The following is a 14,650-nucleotide window of genomic DNA, read 5'->3' as shown; positions in this document are numbered from 1 at the left end:
GGCCTGTTAATCTTGGCGTCTGGACGTTCACGAGTGTTGGCAATGAATCCACTGCGTTGGAGTTACCGTGCCCAGTTCCTGCTGGGCTTCCTGGTCTGCGTTGGCCTGCTCGCCTACGCGATCTTCCTGCAGCTCAAGATCGGCCTTGAGCCGTGCCCGCTGTGCATCTTCCAGCGGCTGGCGTTTGCCGCGCTGGGTCTGCTGTTCCTGATCGGGGCGTTGCATGGCCCGCGTGAGCGCGCGGGGCGCGCGACGTACGGCGTCCTGGCCTTCATTGCCGCTGCGGTGGGAATCGGCATTGCCGGGCGCCATGTCTATGTGCAGCTGCTGCCCAAGGACATGGGGTCGAGCTGCGGCCCGCCGCTGGCCTTTCTCAGCGAGACGATGGGACCGCTGGAAGTGTTCCGCACCGTGCTGACCGGTACCGGTGACTGCGGCAATATCGATTGGCAGTTCCTGGGGCTGACCATGCCGATGTGGAGCCTGGTGTGGTTCGTGCTGCTCGCTGCCTGGGCGTTGTTCGCCTCATTCCGTCGCCCCGCGCGACGTAGCTGATTCCCCTGATTGCTCTACCCCCCACTGGATATACCGATGAATGCTGCCGACCCCGCCACTGCCCCCGCCATGCTGCCGACCGACTGGTCGCCGGAGAGCTGGCGCGGCAGGCCGGCCCTGCAGATGCCGACCTATCCCGATCCGGTGGCGCTGGATGCGGCGTTGCATGAGCTCAAGCGCCTGCCACCATTGGTCACGTCGTGGGAAATCCTGGCGCTGAAGCAGCAGCTCGCCGAGGCCCAGGAGGGCAAGCGCTTCCTGCTGCAGGGCGGCGACTGTGCCGAGAACTTCAGCGACTGCGAGTCCACCACCATTTCCAACCGGCTCAAGGTGCTGCTGCAGATGAGCCTGGTGCTGGTGCATGGGCTGCGCAAGCCGGTGACGCGGGTGGGGCGCTTTGCCGGGCAGTACGCCAAGCCGCGCTCGGCCGATACCGAAACGCGCGATGGGGTCACATTGCCCAGCTACCGCGGCGATGTGATCAATGCGCCGGAGTTCACTGAGGCGGCGCGGCTGCCGGACCCGCGGCGGATGCTGCAGGCGCATGCGCACTCGGCGATGACCATGAACTTCGTGCGGGCGCTGATCGACGGTGGCTTCGCCGACCTGCACCACCCCGAATACTGGAACCTGGAGTGGGTCCGGCATTCGCCGCTGGCCGGTGACTACCAGAAGATGGTGGCGTCGATCGGCGATGCGGTGCGCTTCATGGAGACACTGGCCGGGTCGCAGGTGCACAACCTCAACCGGATCGATTTCTACACCTCGCACGAGGCGCTGCTGCTGCCCTACGAGCAGGCGCTGACCCGCCAGGTGCCGCGCCAGCAGGGCTGGTTGAACCTGAGCACGCACTATCCGTGGATCGGCATGCGTACGGCCGCGCTGGACGGGGCGCACGTGGAGTACCTGCGTGGTGTGCGCAACCCGATCGCGATCAAGGTGGGGCCGTCGGTGCAGCCGGATCAGCTGCTGCGTCTGATCGACGTGCTCAACCCACACGACGAACCGGGGCGCCTGAGCTTCATCCATCGCATGGGGGCGGCGCAGATCGCCGAGAAGCTGCCGCCGCTGCTGCAGGCGGTCAAGCGCGACGGCCGGCGCGTGCTGTGGGTGTGCGATGCGATGCATGGCAATACCGAAAGCACCAGCAATGGCTTCAAGACGCGTCGCTTCGACAATGTGCGCAGCGAGGTGGAGATGTCGTTCGACCTGCACGCTGCCGCCGGCACGCGTCTGGGCGGCGTGCATCTGGAGCTGACCGGTGAGGACGTGACCGAATGCACAGGCGGCGCGCGGGAGCTGACCGAGCGTGACCTGGAGCGTGCCTACCGCTCTTCGGTGGACCCGCGGTTGAACTACGAGCAGTCGCTGGAAATTGCGATGGCGATCGTGCGCAAGCAGGAGCACCACGTCGCCTGACGGCGGCGTCCACGCCCGGCTGACATCCGGGCGACATCGCGGTCATCGCCGCACCGGCATTCTGTGGTCGTCCAGACGGGATCACGGGAGCGTGCGGTGACAGTGGATTGGCAGGTGGCAGCGGCGTATCTATGGCCGGTGGCGATCGCGCTGGCAGTCGGAGTGGTCGGCTGGTGGTTGCTGATGGCGCTGACGCGTCGCCTGAAAGGCAGCGAGCGGCGGCGCGCGCGGATCGCGCGGGTGTTCAGTCGCCCGCTGGCGTTCGCCTTGCCCCTGCTGCTGCTGATTCCTGCGCTGGAAGCCACGCCGCTGCAGGGGCGCTGGCTCGATCAGTCGCTGCGGCTGCTGCACATCGGGCTGACCGCCTGCGTGATCTGGTGCCTGGTGCGGGCGGTCGCGGCCGGCGAGCAGGCCATCCTGCGCGACCACCCGATGGAAGTGGCGGACAATCTGGAGGCCCGCCGCATCCAGACCCAGACCCGCGTGCTCAGCCGTGTGCTGATGGGGGCGATCATCCTGGTCGGGGTATCGCTGATCCTGTTGACCTTCCCGATGGTGCGCCAGATCGGCACGGCGCTGCTGGCCTCGGCGGGCATCATCGGGCTGGTCGCCGGTATCGCCGCCAAGCCGGTATTCGGCAATCTGATCGCCGGGCTGCAGATCGCCTTGACCCAGCCGATCCGCCTGGACGACGTGGTGATCGTGGAGGGCGAATGGGGCCGGGTCGAGGAGATCGGCAGCAGCTACGTGGTGGTCCGGATCTGGGATGAGCGGCGCATGGTGGTGCCGCTGACGTGGTTCATCGAGCACCCGTTCCAGAACTGGACCCGGCGCAGCGCGGACCTGCTGGGGACGGCTTTCCTGTGGCTGGACTATCGGGCGCCGATCAACGCGATCCGCGCCGAGCTGGAACGGATCTGCCATGCCGAGCCGCTCTGGGATGGGCGGGTGTGCGTCACCCAGGTCACCGAGACGTCGGAGCACACCGTGCAGGTGCGTCTGCTGGTCAGTGCGCGCAACTCCGGCGATGCGTTCGACCTGCGCTGCCTGGTGCGTGAACGGATGCTGGACTTCATTGCCCGCGAGCACCCACAGGCGTTGCCTCGCACCCGCGCCGAGCTGCTCCGGCAGCCCGATCCGCCGCAGCGGCCAGACGCGCAGCCGCTGGACGGCGTGCGCTCGCCCGGCGCCGAAGACGGCCCGTAGAGCCAGCCGCCGGCCGGCTGGCGTATGGATGCGCGCCATCCCGGTAGCCCAGGCATACAGGAGCGGCCAGCCGGCCTGCGCTGCGCCAGGCGGCGCGCGCAGTACCTCAGGGGGGTGCCGTATGCGGCAGCAGCGTGTCGGTCTTGAAGCGCGGCGGACGGCGTGCCCGGGTGCGCTGCTCGTAGGCATAGCCCAGTTCGATCAGGCGCGGCTCGCTCCACGCTGTGCCCATGAACAGCAGCCCCAGCGGCAGGCCGTCGACATGCGCCATCGGCACGGTCAGGCTCGGGTAGCCGGCCACGGCCGCGGCACTGTAGCTCTCGCCCGGAAAATCGTCGCCGTGGCCATCGCGGATCGGCCAGGCCACACCGGTGGTGGGGGCGATCAGGGCATCGAGCTGCTGCGCGTGCAGCGCGGCATCGATCCCCTCCGGACCGGCCAGGCGGCGTGCGTCGCTGCGGGCGCGGATGTACTCGGGCGTCCCCAGGCCGTCGGTGGTGTTGGCCAGTTCCATGATTTCTTGGCCGAACAGGCTCATTTCCCTGCCGGCGTGCTCGCGGTTCCAGGCAATGACCTCGTCGAGGCTGCGCACCGGTGCCTTGTAGGTGGTGAAGTAGCGCTGCAGGCCGGCCTTGAACTCGTGCAGCAGCACCGTCCGTTCCGCGTCCTGCCACTGGCCCTGCGTGGGCAGGCTGGCCGGCACAACGACCGCGCCGGCCTCGCGCAGGATCGCAATGGCGTGGTCCAGCGCCGGGCCGATGCCGGGGCGCTTTTCCAGCCCGGTGTACAGCACGCCGATGCGTGCGCCACGCAGGCCGTCCGGATTCAGTCGCGAGGTGTAGTCGTACACCGCGCGGCCGGGCATGGTCGCGGTCGCCGGATCGGCATCGTCGCGCCCGGCCATTGCGGTGAGCAGCGCGGCGGCGTCGGCCACGCTGCGGGTCATCGGGCCGGCGGTGTCCTGGCTGAAGGAGATCGGGATGATGCCTTCGCGGCTGACCAGGCCCACGGTCGGCTTCAGGCCGACGACGCCGTTGATGGCGGCGGGGCAGACGATGCTGCCGTCGGTTTCGGTGCCGACCGCGGCCGAGGCGAGGTTGGCGGCCACAGCGACCGCGCTGCCGCTGCTGGAGCCGCAGGGGTTGTGGCTGAGGCGATAGGGGTTGCGGGTCTGTCCGCCACGTGCGCTCCAGCCGGAAATGGACCGGGTGGAGCGGAAGTTGGCCCACTCGCTGAGGTTGGTCTTGCCCAGGATCAGGGCGCCGGCACCGCGCAGGCGCCCCACCAGGAACGCATCGTCGGGGCGGAACCCCTCCAGGGCGAGCGAGCCGGCGGTGGTGCTCATCGGGGTGGCACCGATGTTGTCCTTGAGCAGGACCGGAATGCCGTGCAGGGGGCCGCGCAGCTGACCGGCACGCCGTTCGGCGTCCAGCTGGGTGGCGTCCTTGAGCGCATCAGGGTTGAGTTCGATCACCGCGCGCAGGCGTGGGCCGGCGCGATCCAGGCGGGCGATGCGTTCCAGGTACGCGCGGGTCAGGGTGACGCTGTCCAGTTCGCCGGCGGCCATGCGTGACTGCAGGTCGGCGATGCCGGTTTCGGCGTACGGGAAGGGGGCCGCGGGGGCGGAGGGCGTGGCGGCATCGCGTGCGTGCGCCGGCAGGGGCGCGGGCGTGCACCCCATCAGGGTGCAGACGATCAGCAGGGGTGTCAGCGACAGGCGCATCGGTGCGTCCCGGAAACCGGCCGACAGGCTAACCAGCGGCCGTACCGCTTGGCAACTCAGGCCTGTGCCGGGGGGCCGCCATGCCGCTTGCGGATATCGCGGGCGAGCACACCGACCACGATCAGATTGATCACCAGCACCGACCACGAGGCCCAGCCAGGGTGGCGGATGATGGCGTAGACATCGAACGGCAGGTAGATGCCGGCGGTGACGCAGCCCAGCCAGGATGCCCAGGCTTTGGCACGCCAGAGACCCCAGGCCTCGAAAAGGTGCAGCACACCGTAGGCGACCATCGCCGCGGCGGCGAGGTGGACGGCATCGGGGCTGATCATGTTGAGCAGCGAGGGCAGGGTGCCGTGATCCGGGTCCAGACTGAAACGCCGGATCAGGGCATTGACCGCATCGCGAAGCGGCTGCGGACCGAGAATCTCCAGTCCGGTGGCCGCCAGCAGCGCCAGTGCCGCCTTGCTGGCTTCCAGCAAGGCGATCACATGGAGACCCGGATGCCTGTGCGGATCCGGGTTATAGGGCGTGTCGGTCACGACAGGGTCCGATCAACCGCCGCGCGAGGCCTTCTTGCGGTCGCTTTCGGTCAGGAACTTCTTGCGCAGGCGGATCTCCTTCGGGGTGATCTCGACCAGCTCGTCGTCCTCGATGAAGTCCAGGGCCTGCTCCAGCGAGTACTTGATTGCCGGGGTCAGCTGGATCGCATCGTCCTTGCCCGAAGCGCGCATGTTGGTCAGCGGCTTGGTCTTGATCGCATTGACGGTCAGGTCGTTGTCCTTGGAGTGGATACCGATCAGCTGGCCTTCGTACACGTTGTCGCCTTCAGCGGCGAACAGCTTGCCGCGCTCCTGCAGCGGCCCCAGCGAGTAAGCGGGGGTGGCGCCCGGCGCATTGGCGATCATCACGCCGTTCTGGCGCTTGGCGATGGCGCCCTGTTCCTTCGGGCCGTAATGATCGAACACGTGGAACAGCAGGCCCGAGCCCTGGGTCAGGGTCTTGAACTCGTTCTGGAAACCGATCAGGCCACGGGCCGGGATCATGTATTCCAGGCGCACACGGCCCTTGCCGTCCGGCTCCATGTTCTTGAGCTGGCCCTTGCGGGTACCCAGCTTTTCCATCACGCCGCCCTGGTGCACTTCTTCAACGTCCACCACGAGCTGTTCGATCGGCTCCATAGCCTGGCCATCGATCTGCTTGATGATCACTTCCGGACGCGAGACGGCCAGTTCGTAGCCTTCACGACGCATGTTTTCGATCAGCACCGACAGGTGCAGTTCGCCACGGCCGGAGACCAGGAACTTGTCGGCGTCTTCCAGCTGTTCAACCTTCAGGGCCACGTTGTGGACCTGTTCGCGGTCCAGGCGGTCCTTGATCTGGCGGCTGGTCAGGAACTTGCCGCCGGACAGATCCTTGTTGCCCGCGAACGGCGAGTTGTTGACCTGGAAGGTCATCGAGATGGTGGGTTCGTCGACGGTCAGCGCCGGCAGGGCTTCCGGGGTTTCCGGGTGGCACAGGGTGTCGGAGATGGTCAGCTCCGGAATGCCCGAGATGGCGACGATGTCGCCGGCTTCGGCGCTGTCCTGCTCGATGCGCTCCAGGCCCAGGAAGCCCAGTACCTGCGCGACCTTGCCGTTGCGCTTCTTGCCTTCACGGTCGATCACCGCGACCTGCATGTTCTTCTTCAGGGTGCCGCGCTGGATGCGGCCGATGCCGATCACGCCCACGAAGTTGTTGTAGTCCAGCTGGCTGATGCGCATCTGGAACGGACCTTCCGGGTCCACTTCCGGCTTCGGCGCGTGCTGCATGATCGCTTCGTACAGCGGGGTCATGTCGCCATCGCGCACGCTGTCTTCCAGGCCGGCATAGCCGTTCAGGGCCGAGGCGTAGACGATCGGGAAGTCGAGCTGTTCATTGGTGGCGCCGAGCTTGTCGAACAGGTCGAACACCTGGTCGATCACCCAATCCGGACGCGAGCCGGGGCGGTCGACCTTGTTGACCACCACGATCGGCTTGAAGCCCATCGCGAACGCCTTCTGGGTGACGAAGCGGGTCTGCGGCATCGGGCCGTCCATCGCGTCGACCAGGATCAGCACGGTGTCGACCATCGACAGCACGCGCTCCACTTCGCCGCCGAAGTCGGCGTGTCCCGGGGTGTCGACGATGTTGATCCGGTTCTTGATGCCGGTCTTCTTGTCTTCCCAGGTGATGGCCGTGTTCTTGGCCAGGATGGTGATGCCGCGTTCCTTTTCCTGGTCATTGCTGTCCATCACGCGCTCTGCGAGCACGGTGCGCTCGGAGAGGGTGCCGGACTGCTTGAGCAGCTGGTCGACGAGGGTGGTCTTACCGTGGTCGACGTGGGCGACGATGGCGATGTTGCGAAGATTTTCGATAGACATGCGAAAGGGGGCCAGTCGGCGCCGGATTTGGAAAAAGAAGTCCAACATTATACGGCCAACATGACCAATCGCGAAAAGTGCCTCGCATCCCTTGCCGGACGGGCATTCAGGTAGCGCCGGCCGCTGGCCGGTCCCCAGGCTGAACACGGCATGGACACCGGGGTGGGGGGGCGGCCGGCATGACGACCATTGTCGGGCGGGCCGGCGGATAATCACGGGTGTATCCTATGCAGCTAACGACAAACCCCCGTACCCCAAGGATTTGCATGTCCCTCATCGCCACTTTCGACACCACCCAGGGCCCGATCAAGGTCGAGCTGTTCGCCGACAAGGCACCCAAGACCGTCGCCAACTTCGTGAACCTGGTCAAGAAGGGCTTCTATGACGGCCTGATCTTCCATCGCGTGATCCCCGACTTCATGATCCAGGGTGGCTGCCCGCAGGGGCGTGGCACCGGCGGCCCGGGCTACAAGTTCGAGGACGAAAAGAACGGCGTGAAGCACCAGATCGGCTCGCTGTCGATGGCCAACGCCGGCCCGAACACCAACGGCAGCCAGTTCTTCATCACCCACATCAAGACCGACTGGCTGGACGGCAAGCACACCGTGTTCGGCCAGGTGCTGGAAGGCCAGGCCATCGTCGATTCGGTCAAGCAGGGCGACGTGATCCATTCGATCACCCTGGAAGGCGACACCGACGCCGTGCTGGCCGCCCAGGCCGACCAGGTGGCCGAGTGGAACAAGATCCTCTCCGCCTGATCCCCTCCAACGGCCTCCTGTAACGGGAGGCCGTTTCGCGTTTCCGGCCGCCCCGCCAGGTTTTCCCCGCCCGGTGGCCACTCCCACACAGCTTTTTAGCAGAGGAAATCCCCATGAAAGCACCTGTTCGTGTTGCCGTGACCGGCGCCGCCGGCCAGATCGGCTACGCCCTGCTGTTCCGCATCGCTTCCGGCGAAATGCTGGGCAAGGACCAGCCGGTCATCCTGCAGCTGCTCGAGCTGCCGGTCGACAAGGCCCAGGCCGCGCTGCGCGGCGTGATGATGGAACTGGAAGACTGCGCCTTCCCGCTGCTGGCCGGCATGGTGGGTACCGATGACGCCGAAGTGGCCTTCAAGGATGCCGACATCGCCCTGCTGGTCGGCGCGCGTCCGCGCGGCCCGGGCATGGAGCGCAAGGACCTGCTGCTGGAAAACGCCAAGATCTTCACCGCGCAGGGCGCGGCGCTGAACAAGGTCGCCAGCCGCAACGTGAAGGTGCTGGTGGTCGGCAATCCGGCCAACACCAACGCCTACATCGCCATGAAGTCGGCGCCGGACCTGAATCCGCGCAACTTCACCGCCATGCTGCGCCTGGACCACAACCGTGCCCTGAGCCAGCTGTCGTCCAAGCTGGGCAAGTCGGTCGGTGGCATCGAGAAGCTGGTCGTGTGGGGCAACCACAGCCCGACCATGTACCCGGACTACCGTTTCGCCACCGCCGATGGTGCCTCCGTCGCCGATGCGATCAACGACCAGGAATGGAATGCCGGCACCTTCATCCCGACCGTGGGCAAGCGCGGCGCGGCGATCATCGAAGCCCGTGGTTCGTCCTCGGCTGCCTCGGCCGCCAATGCCGCCATCGACCACGTGCGCGACTGGGTGCTGGGCAGCAACGGCAAGTGGGTGACGATGGGCGTGCCGTCCGACGGCTCCTACGGCATCCCGGAAGGCGTGATCTTCGGCTTCGCGGTGACCACCGAGAATGGTGAGTACACCCTGGTCAAGGATCTGCCGGTTGACGACTTCAGCCAGAAGTACATCGACAAGACCCTGGCCGAACTGGAAGAAGAGCGCGCCGGCGTCGCCCACCTGCTGGGTTGATCGCGCGCTGCGACTGCATGTGAAAAACGCCGGGCTTGCCCGGCGTTTTTTTTGCTCTTCGACGCTTGGCGGAGGCTCTTCGGTCCACGTCATCGCAAGCCTCGAGGGCCCCGCCGCGGCAACTCGACCCGCCGGCGGCCGCGTCTGTTCCAGGCAGCGCACGCCCGGGCGCCTTACGACCAAGGTAGAACGGCTCGGCAGCCGGCATCGGACTATGCTCGATTCATGGCTTTGTCTGGGAGGGCTGTCATGCGTTACGAAGCGATGTACCGACGTTCCATCGAAGAACCCGAGGCGTTCTGGGCCGAGGAGGCGCAGCGCATCTACTGGCATAAAGCGCCGGAGCGGATCCTGGACTACAGCAACCCGCCGTTCCGGCGCTGGTTCGTGGGCGGTGAAACCAACCTCTGCTACAACGCGGTGGACCGCCATCTGGTCGAGCGGCCGGACCAGCTGGCGCTGGTGACCGTCTCGACCGAAACCGACGTCACCCGCGAGATCACCTACCGCGAGCTGTACCGCGAAGTGAATGCCTTCGCGGCGGTGCTGCAGCGACTGGATGTGCAGCGTGGTGATCGCGTGGTGATCTACATGCCGAACATGGCCGAAGCCGTGTTCGCGATGCTGGCCTGCGCGCGCATCGGTGCGATCCACTCGGTGGTGTTCGGCGGCTTCGCCGCGCACAACCTGGCGCTGCGCATCGACGATGCCGAACCCAAGCTGCTGATCGCCGCCGATGCCGGCAAGCGCGGTGGCAAAGTGATTCCGTACAAGGCGATGGTCGATGCCGCCTGCGCCGAAGCGCAGTCGCCGCCGCCGCACGTGCTGATCGTCTCGCGCGGGCTGGACCCGGCCGAGCCGAAGGTGCCGGGCCGCGACGTCGATTACGCCACCCTGCGCGCCGAGGTCGGCGACCAGGACGTGCCGGTGGTGTGGCTGGAATCGAGCGAACCGAGCTATCTGCTGTACACCTCCGGCACCACCGGCAAGCCCAAGGGCGTGCAGCGTGATGTGGGCGGCTACGCCGTGGCGATGGCGCAGTCGATGGAAACGGTGTTCGACTGCCGGCCCGGGCAGGTGATGTTCTCCACCTCCGATGTCGGTTGGGCGGTGGGGCATTCCTACAATGTCTATGGACCGCTGATCGGCGGCTGCACCTCGCTGCTCTATGAAGGGCTGCCGACCCACCCCGATCCGGGCATCTGGTGGGCGTTGTGCGAACAGTACGGCGTGCGCACGCTGTTCTCCTCGCCTACCGCGATCCGCGTGCTGAAAAAGCATGACGTGGACTTCATCCGCCGCCACGATCTGTCCGCCCTGCAGTACGTGTTCCTGGCCGGCGAGCCGCTGGACGAGCCCACCGCGCACTGGATCAACGACGCGCTCGGCAAGCCGATCATCGACAACTACTGGCAGACCGAAACCGGCTGGCCGGCGCTGACGCTGCTGCCCGGCGTGGACATGAAGCCGGTGCGTTTCGGTTCGCCGGGGTTCCCCAACCTGGGCTATCGGATGAAGGTGATCGACGAGACCACCGGCGAGGAAGTGCCGGCCGGGCAGAAGGGCGTGCTGGTGATGACCCCGCCGCTGCCGCCGGGCTGCATGACCACGGTGTGGAAGGACGACGACCGCTTCCTGCAGAGCTACTTCAGCCACTTCAAGGAGCTGCTGTACAGCTCGCTGGACTGGGCGATCCGCGACGAGGACGGCTACACCTTCATCCTGGGCCGCACCGACGATGTGATCAACGTGGCCGGGCACCGCCTGGGCACGCGCGAAATCGAAGAGTGCATCGCCGGCCATCCGCTGGTCGCCGAAGCGGCCGTGATCGGCGTCAAGGACGAACTCAAGGGCCAGGTGCCGCTGGTGTTCGTTACCCTCAAGCAGGCCACCACCGAGCCGGCGGCGGTGATCGCGGAGATGATGCAGCGTGTGACCCAGTCGCTGGGGGCGGTGGCACGACCGGCGCACGTCCACATCGTCAACGCGCTGCCGAAGACACGCTCGGGCAAGCTGCTGCGCCGCTCGCTGCAGGCGTTGGCGGAGGAGCGTGATCCGGGGGACCTGTCCACCCTGGACGACCCGGGTGCGCTGGACGAGATCCGGCGCGCGCTGGGGCGCTGACCCGCACCGTCCGCGTGGCAGGGTGCAGGCGCGCCTGCGCGGCCCCGGAATGGGGGGGCCGCGCCACCCGCAGGTATCCGTAGTTCCGCGCGGACGCCTGACCCGCCCGTTGCTGCACCGCATTATCGGGGGCGGCCAGCCTCAGGTAAGCTCCGGGCGTGACCGCTGCAGGCCCCCGGCGCCTGGCGTCGCGCGCTGGGGACACGGCGCGCGCGGGGACGTCGGCGTGGGCAATCGCCTGGAACGGTCGCAAGGGGGCGCACGTGCACCGGCCAACGGCTGGCGGCCGCGCGTGGCAATGCAGCAGGTGACAGGGGGAAGCACCACATGGCGTACATCCATGCCAAGACGGCCGCGGGCCGTCAGGAAATCGAGGACCGCGCGCGGCGTCTGCCGCCGTCATTGCGGTCCATTCTGTTGATGGTCGATGGTCAGCGCGATGACGATGCGTTGACCGCGGTACTGCCGGGCCTGCGCGCGCCCGACGACGCGCTGGCGCAGCTTGCCCGGATGGGACTGATCGAGATCGTCGGCGGTGTGGTGGCACCGCCCGCCGCGCGCACGCTCACCGCCGGCCGTGAGAAGGACCCGGACCTGTACAAGCGCCTGTACGACTGGATGAGCGAATCGGTACGCAGGCACCTCGGGCTCAAGGGGTATTTCATGCAGCTCAAGATCGAGCGTTGCACCGATGCCGGCGCGCTGGAAAAACTGTGGCCGGACATGGCCGCTGCCGTCGCCAAGGCCAGGAGCCCGGCGCTGGCCAATCGCTGGCTGAGCGATACCCACGCGCTGCTCGATGTACCTGACGCACCAACGCCACCGCTGGAGGACACGGTGGCCGCGGTTCCGGGCTGACGCGTGGCGCAGCGCAAGGGTGGTGGTCGCCGCGCACCGGCGTTACCTTGCCAGGCTACACATGCAGGAGCCACGCGATGGACCCCACGAAGGACGATGACGGCACCCCGGGCTGGGATGCCATCAACGCGGCCTTGGCCGCGCTGTATCCCGGCCAGGAGCCGACGCACTACGGCACGGCGCTGCCCTACACGCTGGGCGGCAATGATCCGCTGGACGGCATCAGCGTGTACCGGGCCGACGTCCCGCGCCCGCACTGGCATTACGTCACCTACGGCTTCTCCGAGCTGTACGACAAGCAGAGCGACGACGCGGTCGACAGCGGCTACGGCTTCGAGCTGACCTTCCGCCTGGCGGTGGACGACGATGCCGCCAGTCCGCCCACGTGGCCGATGAACCTGCTGCAGAATCTCGCCCGCTACGTGTTCGCCACCGGCAACGTGTTCGAAGCCGGGCATCACATGGATGCCAACGGGCCAATCGCGTTGGACACCGACACCTGCCTGCGTCATGTGGCGTTCCTGCCCGACCCGCAGCTGCCGGCGCGCGACACCGCCAACGGTCGCCTGGTCTTCCTGCAGGTGATCGGCGTGAGCGATGCGGAGATGGCGGCAATCAAGCGCTGGTCCACCGATGGCGTGCTGCATGCGCTGGCGCCGCGCATGCCGTTGTGGATCACCGACCTGCATCGCCCCTCACTGCTTGACGATGCGGACCTGGCCCGGCAGGTGGAGGCGGGCAGCGCCCGCGACGGCTCCAGCACCGCGCTGCTGTTCGTGGAAACCCTGGCGTGGCGTGAGGAGGATGACAGCACGGTGCTGGTGCTCGGTGCCGGCCAGGTGCCAAGCCTGCTGGACCTGCTGCCGCTGCGCCTGCGTTACGGCCACCCGCTGACCGTGATCGGCGGCGATCGCGAGTGGACCTTCCAGCCCGGTGAACGCGATGCGTTGCGCCGTGGCGAGGGCGGGATGACGTGCACGTTGACGCCGGCAAGCCTGGACGCGCTGCTGCGCGATGTGCGTGCCCAGCGCGGTCGCTACCCGTTGCCCGGTACCGGTCTGGTGGTGGAGGTAGTGCCCACCGCGCTGCGCGACGCGCAGGACAACGTCGTACGCGAGATCGGCTGAGCGGTGCGTGGCGACGATAACGAAAGAGCCCGGCATGGCCGGGCTCTTCGTTGATCGTTCGTCGTCCCGCTCAGAGCAGGCCTTCAGCCTTCAGCGCGGCCTGCACGCCTGGGTCGGCATCCATGCGCTGCTTGAACGCGGCGATGTTGTCCAGGCCGGTCAGGTCGACCTTGGCGCCGGCCGCCCAGCGCAGCGTGATGTAGAAATACGGATCGGCGAAGCTGCGGAACCCGGCCAGCCATTGGCGGCCTTCCAGCTGCGTGTTGGCGCGTTCGAACAGGCCGCGCAGGCGCTTGTGCGCGGCGGCGCGGATGGCGTCGTACTGGCTTTCGTCGCCGATGTAGTTGCCCGGCCCGAACAGCGGCGAAAACGCCGGGTGCAGGTCCGAATTGACGAAGGACAGCCAGCGGGTGGCTTCGGCACGCTGCCGGGCGCTGCCGTCGCCGGCCAGACCCGCCTGGGGATGGGTATCGGCGATGTACCCCATGATCGCGGCGTTCTGGGTCAGTACGAAATCGCCGTCGACCACCGCCGGTACCGAGCCGGCCGGATTGATGGCCAGGAACGCAGGCGCCTTCAGGGTTTCCTTGGTCAGCAGTTCCACGTCATACGGCTGGCCGGTCCACTGCAGGGCAATGTGGTCGGCAGTGGAGCAGGCACCGGGCTTGCTGTACAGCTTCATGGGAACTCCGTTGCGGATGGTGATGGGTGAGCCGCTCACTATTCCAGAGCGGGCCACGCATCCTCAACGGTATGGCTGTAACAGATCGTTACGACGTGCGCGGCTTGAGTTTCTGCACGCGATAGAACGTGTGGTCGCCGATGGTGGCCACCTGGTAGGCATTGCGCCAGCTCGGATTGGCGATGGCCAAGGCGGCGAAGTGGCTCGCGCCGGGCACGATCTCCTTGCGCTCGCCCACCGGCAGCGCCCAGTTGCGCTCGGCGTCGAAGGCCACGGTCATCGCTTCCTGCCACGCGTCGGCGTTGCCGAGCTGCGTACCGGGGGCCACGATGGTCGGGGCAAACTGCTTGCGGGCGGTGACCACCTGGCACATCGAGTCGCCCCACAGGCCGCTGTCCAGGCGGCGCAGGGCCACTTCCGCGACGGCTTGCTGGCCGCGCAGGGTCTGGTCACGCGCTTCGAGGTAGACGGTCGTGCTCAGGCACAACGAATCGGCGGCCGGCTGCGGCAACAACTGCGACAGCCAGAGAATCCAGGCCAGTTTCATAAATCTCCTTGCTCCGTATGGGCCGCACCTGGCTGTCCATCCGATCATTCGGACGGGGCGTGGGGTACGACTTGGCGTCATGGGGAGGCGGCCATCGGGGCCGCCCGGTGGCGGACCCGATCAGGATGACGGGTCCGCGCGCTCACTCG

General features: G+C 67.2%; 13 protein-coding genes. 8 read left to right on the top strand and 5 right to left on the bottom strand.

Features of this window, described 5'->3' with window-relative positions; translation table 11 throughout:
• Positions 1-42 precede the first annotated feature (42 nt).
• The 3 genes from OC534_RS08090 to OC534_RS08080 all read left to right on the top strand — a co-directional run bounded on the left by OC534_RS08090 (position 43) and on the right by OC534_RS08080 (position 3,180).
• Entirely contained in the window at positions 43-555 is a 513-nt protein-coding gene (locus OC534_RS08090; RefSeq protein WP_017355431.1) for a disulfide bond formation protein B, read from the top strand.
• 36 nt (positions 556-591) lie between these two features.
• Positions 592-1,974, top strand: a complete 1,383-nt coding sequence (locus tag OC534_RS08085; RefSeq protein ID WP_017355432.1) for a 3-deoxy-7-phosphoheptulonate synthase class II — start codon at positions 592-594, stop codon at positions 1,972-1,974.
• A gap of 102 nt (positions 1,975-2,076) precedes the next feature.
• Complete coding sequence (locus tag OC534_RS08080) at positions 2,077-3,180, top strand: mechanosensitive ion channel domain-containing protein (RefSeq protein ID WP_136005650.1); 1,104 nt, start codon at positions 2,077-2,079, stop codon at positions 3,178-3,180.
• A 106-nt stretch (positions 3,181-3,286) separates the two neighbouring features.
• Here OC534_RS08080 and OC534_RS08075 read toward each other — a convergent pair whose 3' ends face one another.
• The 3 genes from OC534_RS08075 to typA are packed head-to-tail and all read right to left on the bottom strand — an operon-like array spanning position 3,287 to position 7,305.
• Positions 3,287-4,903 (bottom strand): amidase, encoded by a 1,617-nt coding sequence (locus tag OC534_RS08075; RefSeq protein ID WP_262071656.1) that lies wholly within the window; start codon positions 4,901-4,903, stop codon positions 3,287-3,289.
• Positions 4,904-4,959: 56 nt separating this feature from the next.
• The gene (locus OC534_RS08070; RefSeq protein ID WP_017355435.1) at positions 4,960-5,445 is read right to left on the bottom strand and encodes a DUF2127 domain-containing protein; all 486 of its coding nucleotides are present in this window, start codon (positions 5,443-5,445) and stop codon (positions 4,960-4,962) included.
• Between the two features lie 12 nt (positions 5,446-5,457).
• On the bottom strand, positions 5,458-7,305 hold the full coding sequence (gene typA / locus OC534_RS08065) for a translational GTPase TypA (protein WP_026070669.1): 1,848 nt from the start codon (positions 7,303-7,305) through the stop codon (positions 5,458-5,460).
• Between the two features lie 266 nt (positions 7,306-7,571).
• Here typA and OC534_RS08060 point away from each other — a divergent pair, with 266 nt between their 5' ends.
• The 5 genes from OC534_RS08060 to OC534_RS08040 all read left to right on the top strand — a co-directional run bounded on the left by OC534_RS08060 (position 7,572) and on the right by OC534_RS08040 (position 13,272).
• On the top strand, positions 7,572-8,063 hold the full coding sequence (locus OC534_RS08060; RefSeq protein WP_017355437.1) for a peptidylprolyl isomerase: 492 nt from the start codon (positions 7,572-7,574) through the stop codon (positions 8,061-8,063).
• A gap of 113 nt (positions 8,064-8,176) precedes the next feature.
• Entirely contained in the window at positions 8,177-9,163 is a 987-nt protein-coding gene (locus OC534_RS08055; protein ID WP_017355438.1) for a malate dehydrogenase, read from the top strand.
• 249 nt (positions 9,164-9,412) lie between these two features.
• Complete coding sequence (gene prpE / locus OC534_RS08050) at positions 9,413-11,287, top strand: propionate--CoA ligase (protein ID WP_262071655.1); 1,875 nt, start codon at positions 9,413-9,415, stop codon at positions 11,285-11,287.
• Between the two features lie 327 nt (positions 11,288-11,614).
• Positions 11,615-12,145, top strand: a complete 531-nt coding sequence (locus tag OC534_RS08045) for a hypothetical protein (RefSeq protein ID WP_262071654.1) — start codon at positions 11,615-11,617, stop codon at positions 12,143-12,145.
• A gap of 77 nt (positions 12,146-12,222) precedes the next feature.
• Positions 12,223-13,272: a suppressor of fused domain protein gene (locus OC534_RS08040; protein WP_136005535.1), complete on the top strand. Its 1,050-nt coding sequence runs from the start codon at positions 12,223-12,225 to the stop codon at positions 13,270-13,272.
• A gap of 70 nt (positions 13,273-13,342) precedes the next feature.
• Here the strand turns inward: OC534_RS08040 and OC534_RS08035 are convergent, their stop codons facing one another.
• Positions 13,343-13,954 (bottom strand): glutathione S-transferase N-terminal domain-containing protein, encoded by a 612-nt coding sequence (locus tag OC534_RS08035; RefSeq protein WP_017357266.1) that lies wholly within the window; start codon positions 13,952-13,954, stop codon positions 13,343-13,345.
• An 88-nt stretch (positions 13,955-14,042) separates the two neighbouring features.
• Complete coding sequence (locus tag OC534_RS08030; protein WP_017357267.1) at positions 14,043-14,501, bottom strand: cell wall hydrolase; 459 nt, start codon at positions 14,499-14,501, stop codon at positions 14,043-14,045.
• Between the last annotated feature and the right edge of the window lie 149 nt (positions 14,502-14,650).

The organism is Stenotrophomonas sp. Marseille-Q5258 (genome assembly GCF_946900935.1).
Lineage (GTDB): Bacteria > Pseudomonadota > Gammaproteobacteria > Xanthomonadales > Xanthomonadaceae > Stenotrophomonas > Stenotrophomonas nematodicola.
This window is presented reverse-complemented; position numbering and strand designations above follow the sequence as displayed.

Bases quoted from the DNA above. Each gene is read 5' to 3' on its own strand.
- OC534_RS08090 (WP_017355431.1), top strand. From the start codon at position 43: ATGAATCCACTGCGTTGGAGTTACCGTGCCCAGTTCCTGCTGGGCTTC.
- OC534_RS08085 (WP_017355432.1), top strand. From the start codon at position 592: ATGAATGCTGCCGACCCCGCCACTGCCCCCGCCATGCTGCCGACCGAC.
- OC534_RS08075 (WP_262071656.1), bottom strand. From the start codon at position 4,903: ATGCGCCTGTCGCTGACACCCCTGCTGATCGTCTGCACCCTGATGGGG.
- typA (WP_026070669.1), bottom strand. From the start codon at position 7,305: ATGTCTATCGAAAATCTTCGCAACATCGCCATCGTCGCCCACGTCGAC.
- OC534_RS08060 (WP_017355437.1), top strand. From the start codon at position 7,572: ATGTCCCTCATCGCCACTTTCGACACCACCCAGGGCCCGATCAAGGTC.
- OC534_RS08055 (WP_017355438.1), top strand. From the start codon at position 8,177: ATGAAAGCACCTGTTCGTGTTGCCGTGACCGGCGCCGCCGGCCAGATC.
- prpE (WP_262071655.1), top strand. From the start codon at position 9,413: ATGCGTTACGAAGCGATGTACCGACGTTCCATCGAAGAACCCGAGGCG.
- OC534_RS08045 (WP_262071654.1), top strand. From the start codon at position 11,615: ATGGCGTACATCCATGCCAAGACGGCCGCGGGCCGTCAGGAAATCGAG.
- OC534_RS08040 (WP_136005535.1), top strand. From the start codon at position 12,223: ATGGACCCCACGAAGGACGATGACGGCACCCCGGGCTGGGATGCCATC.
- OC534_RS08035 (WP_017357266.1), bottom strand. From the start codon at position 13,954: ATGAAGCTGTACAGCAAGCCCGGTGCCTGCTCCACTGCCGACCACATT.
- OC534_RS08030 (WP_017357267.1), bottom strand. From the start codon at position 14,501: ATGAAACTGGCCTGGATTCTCTGGCTGTCGCAGTTGTTGCCGCAGCCG.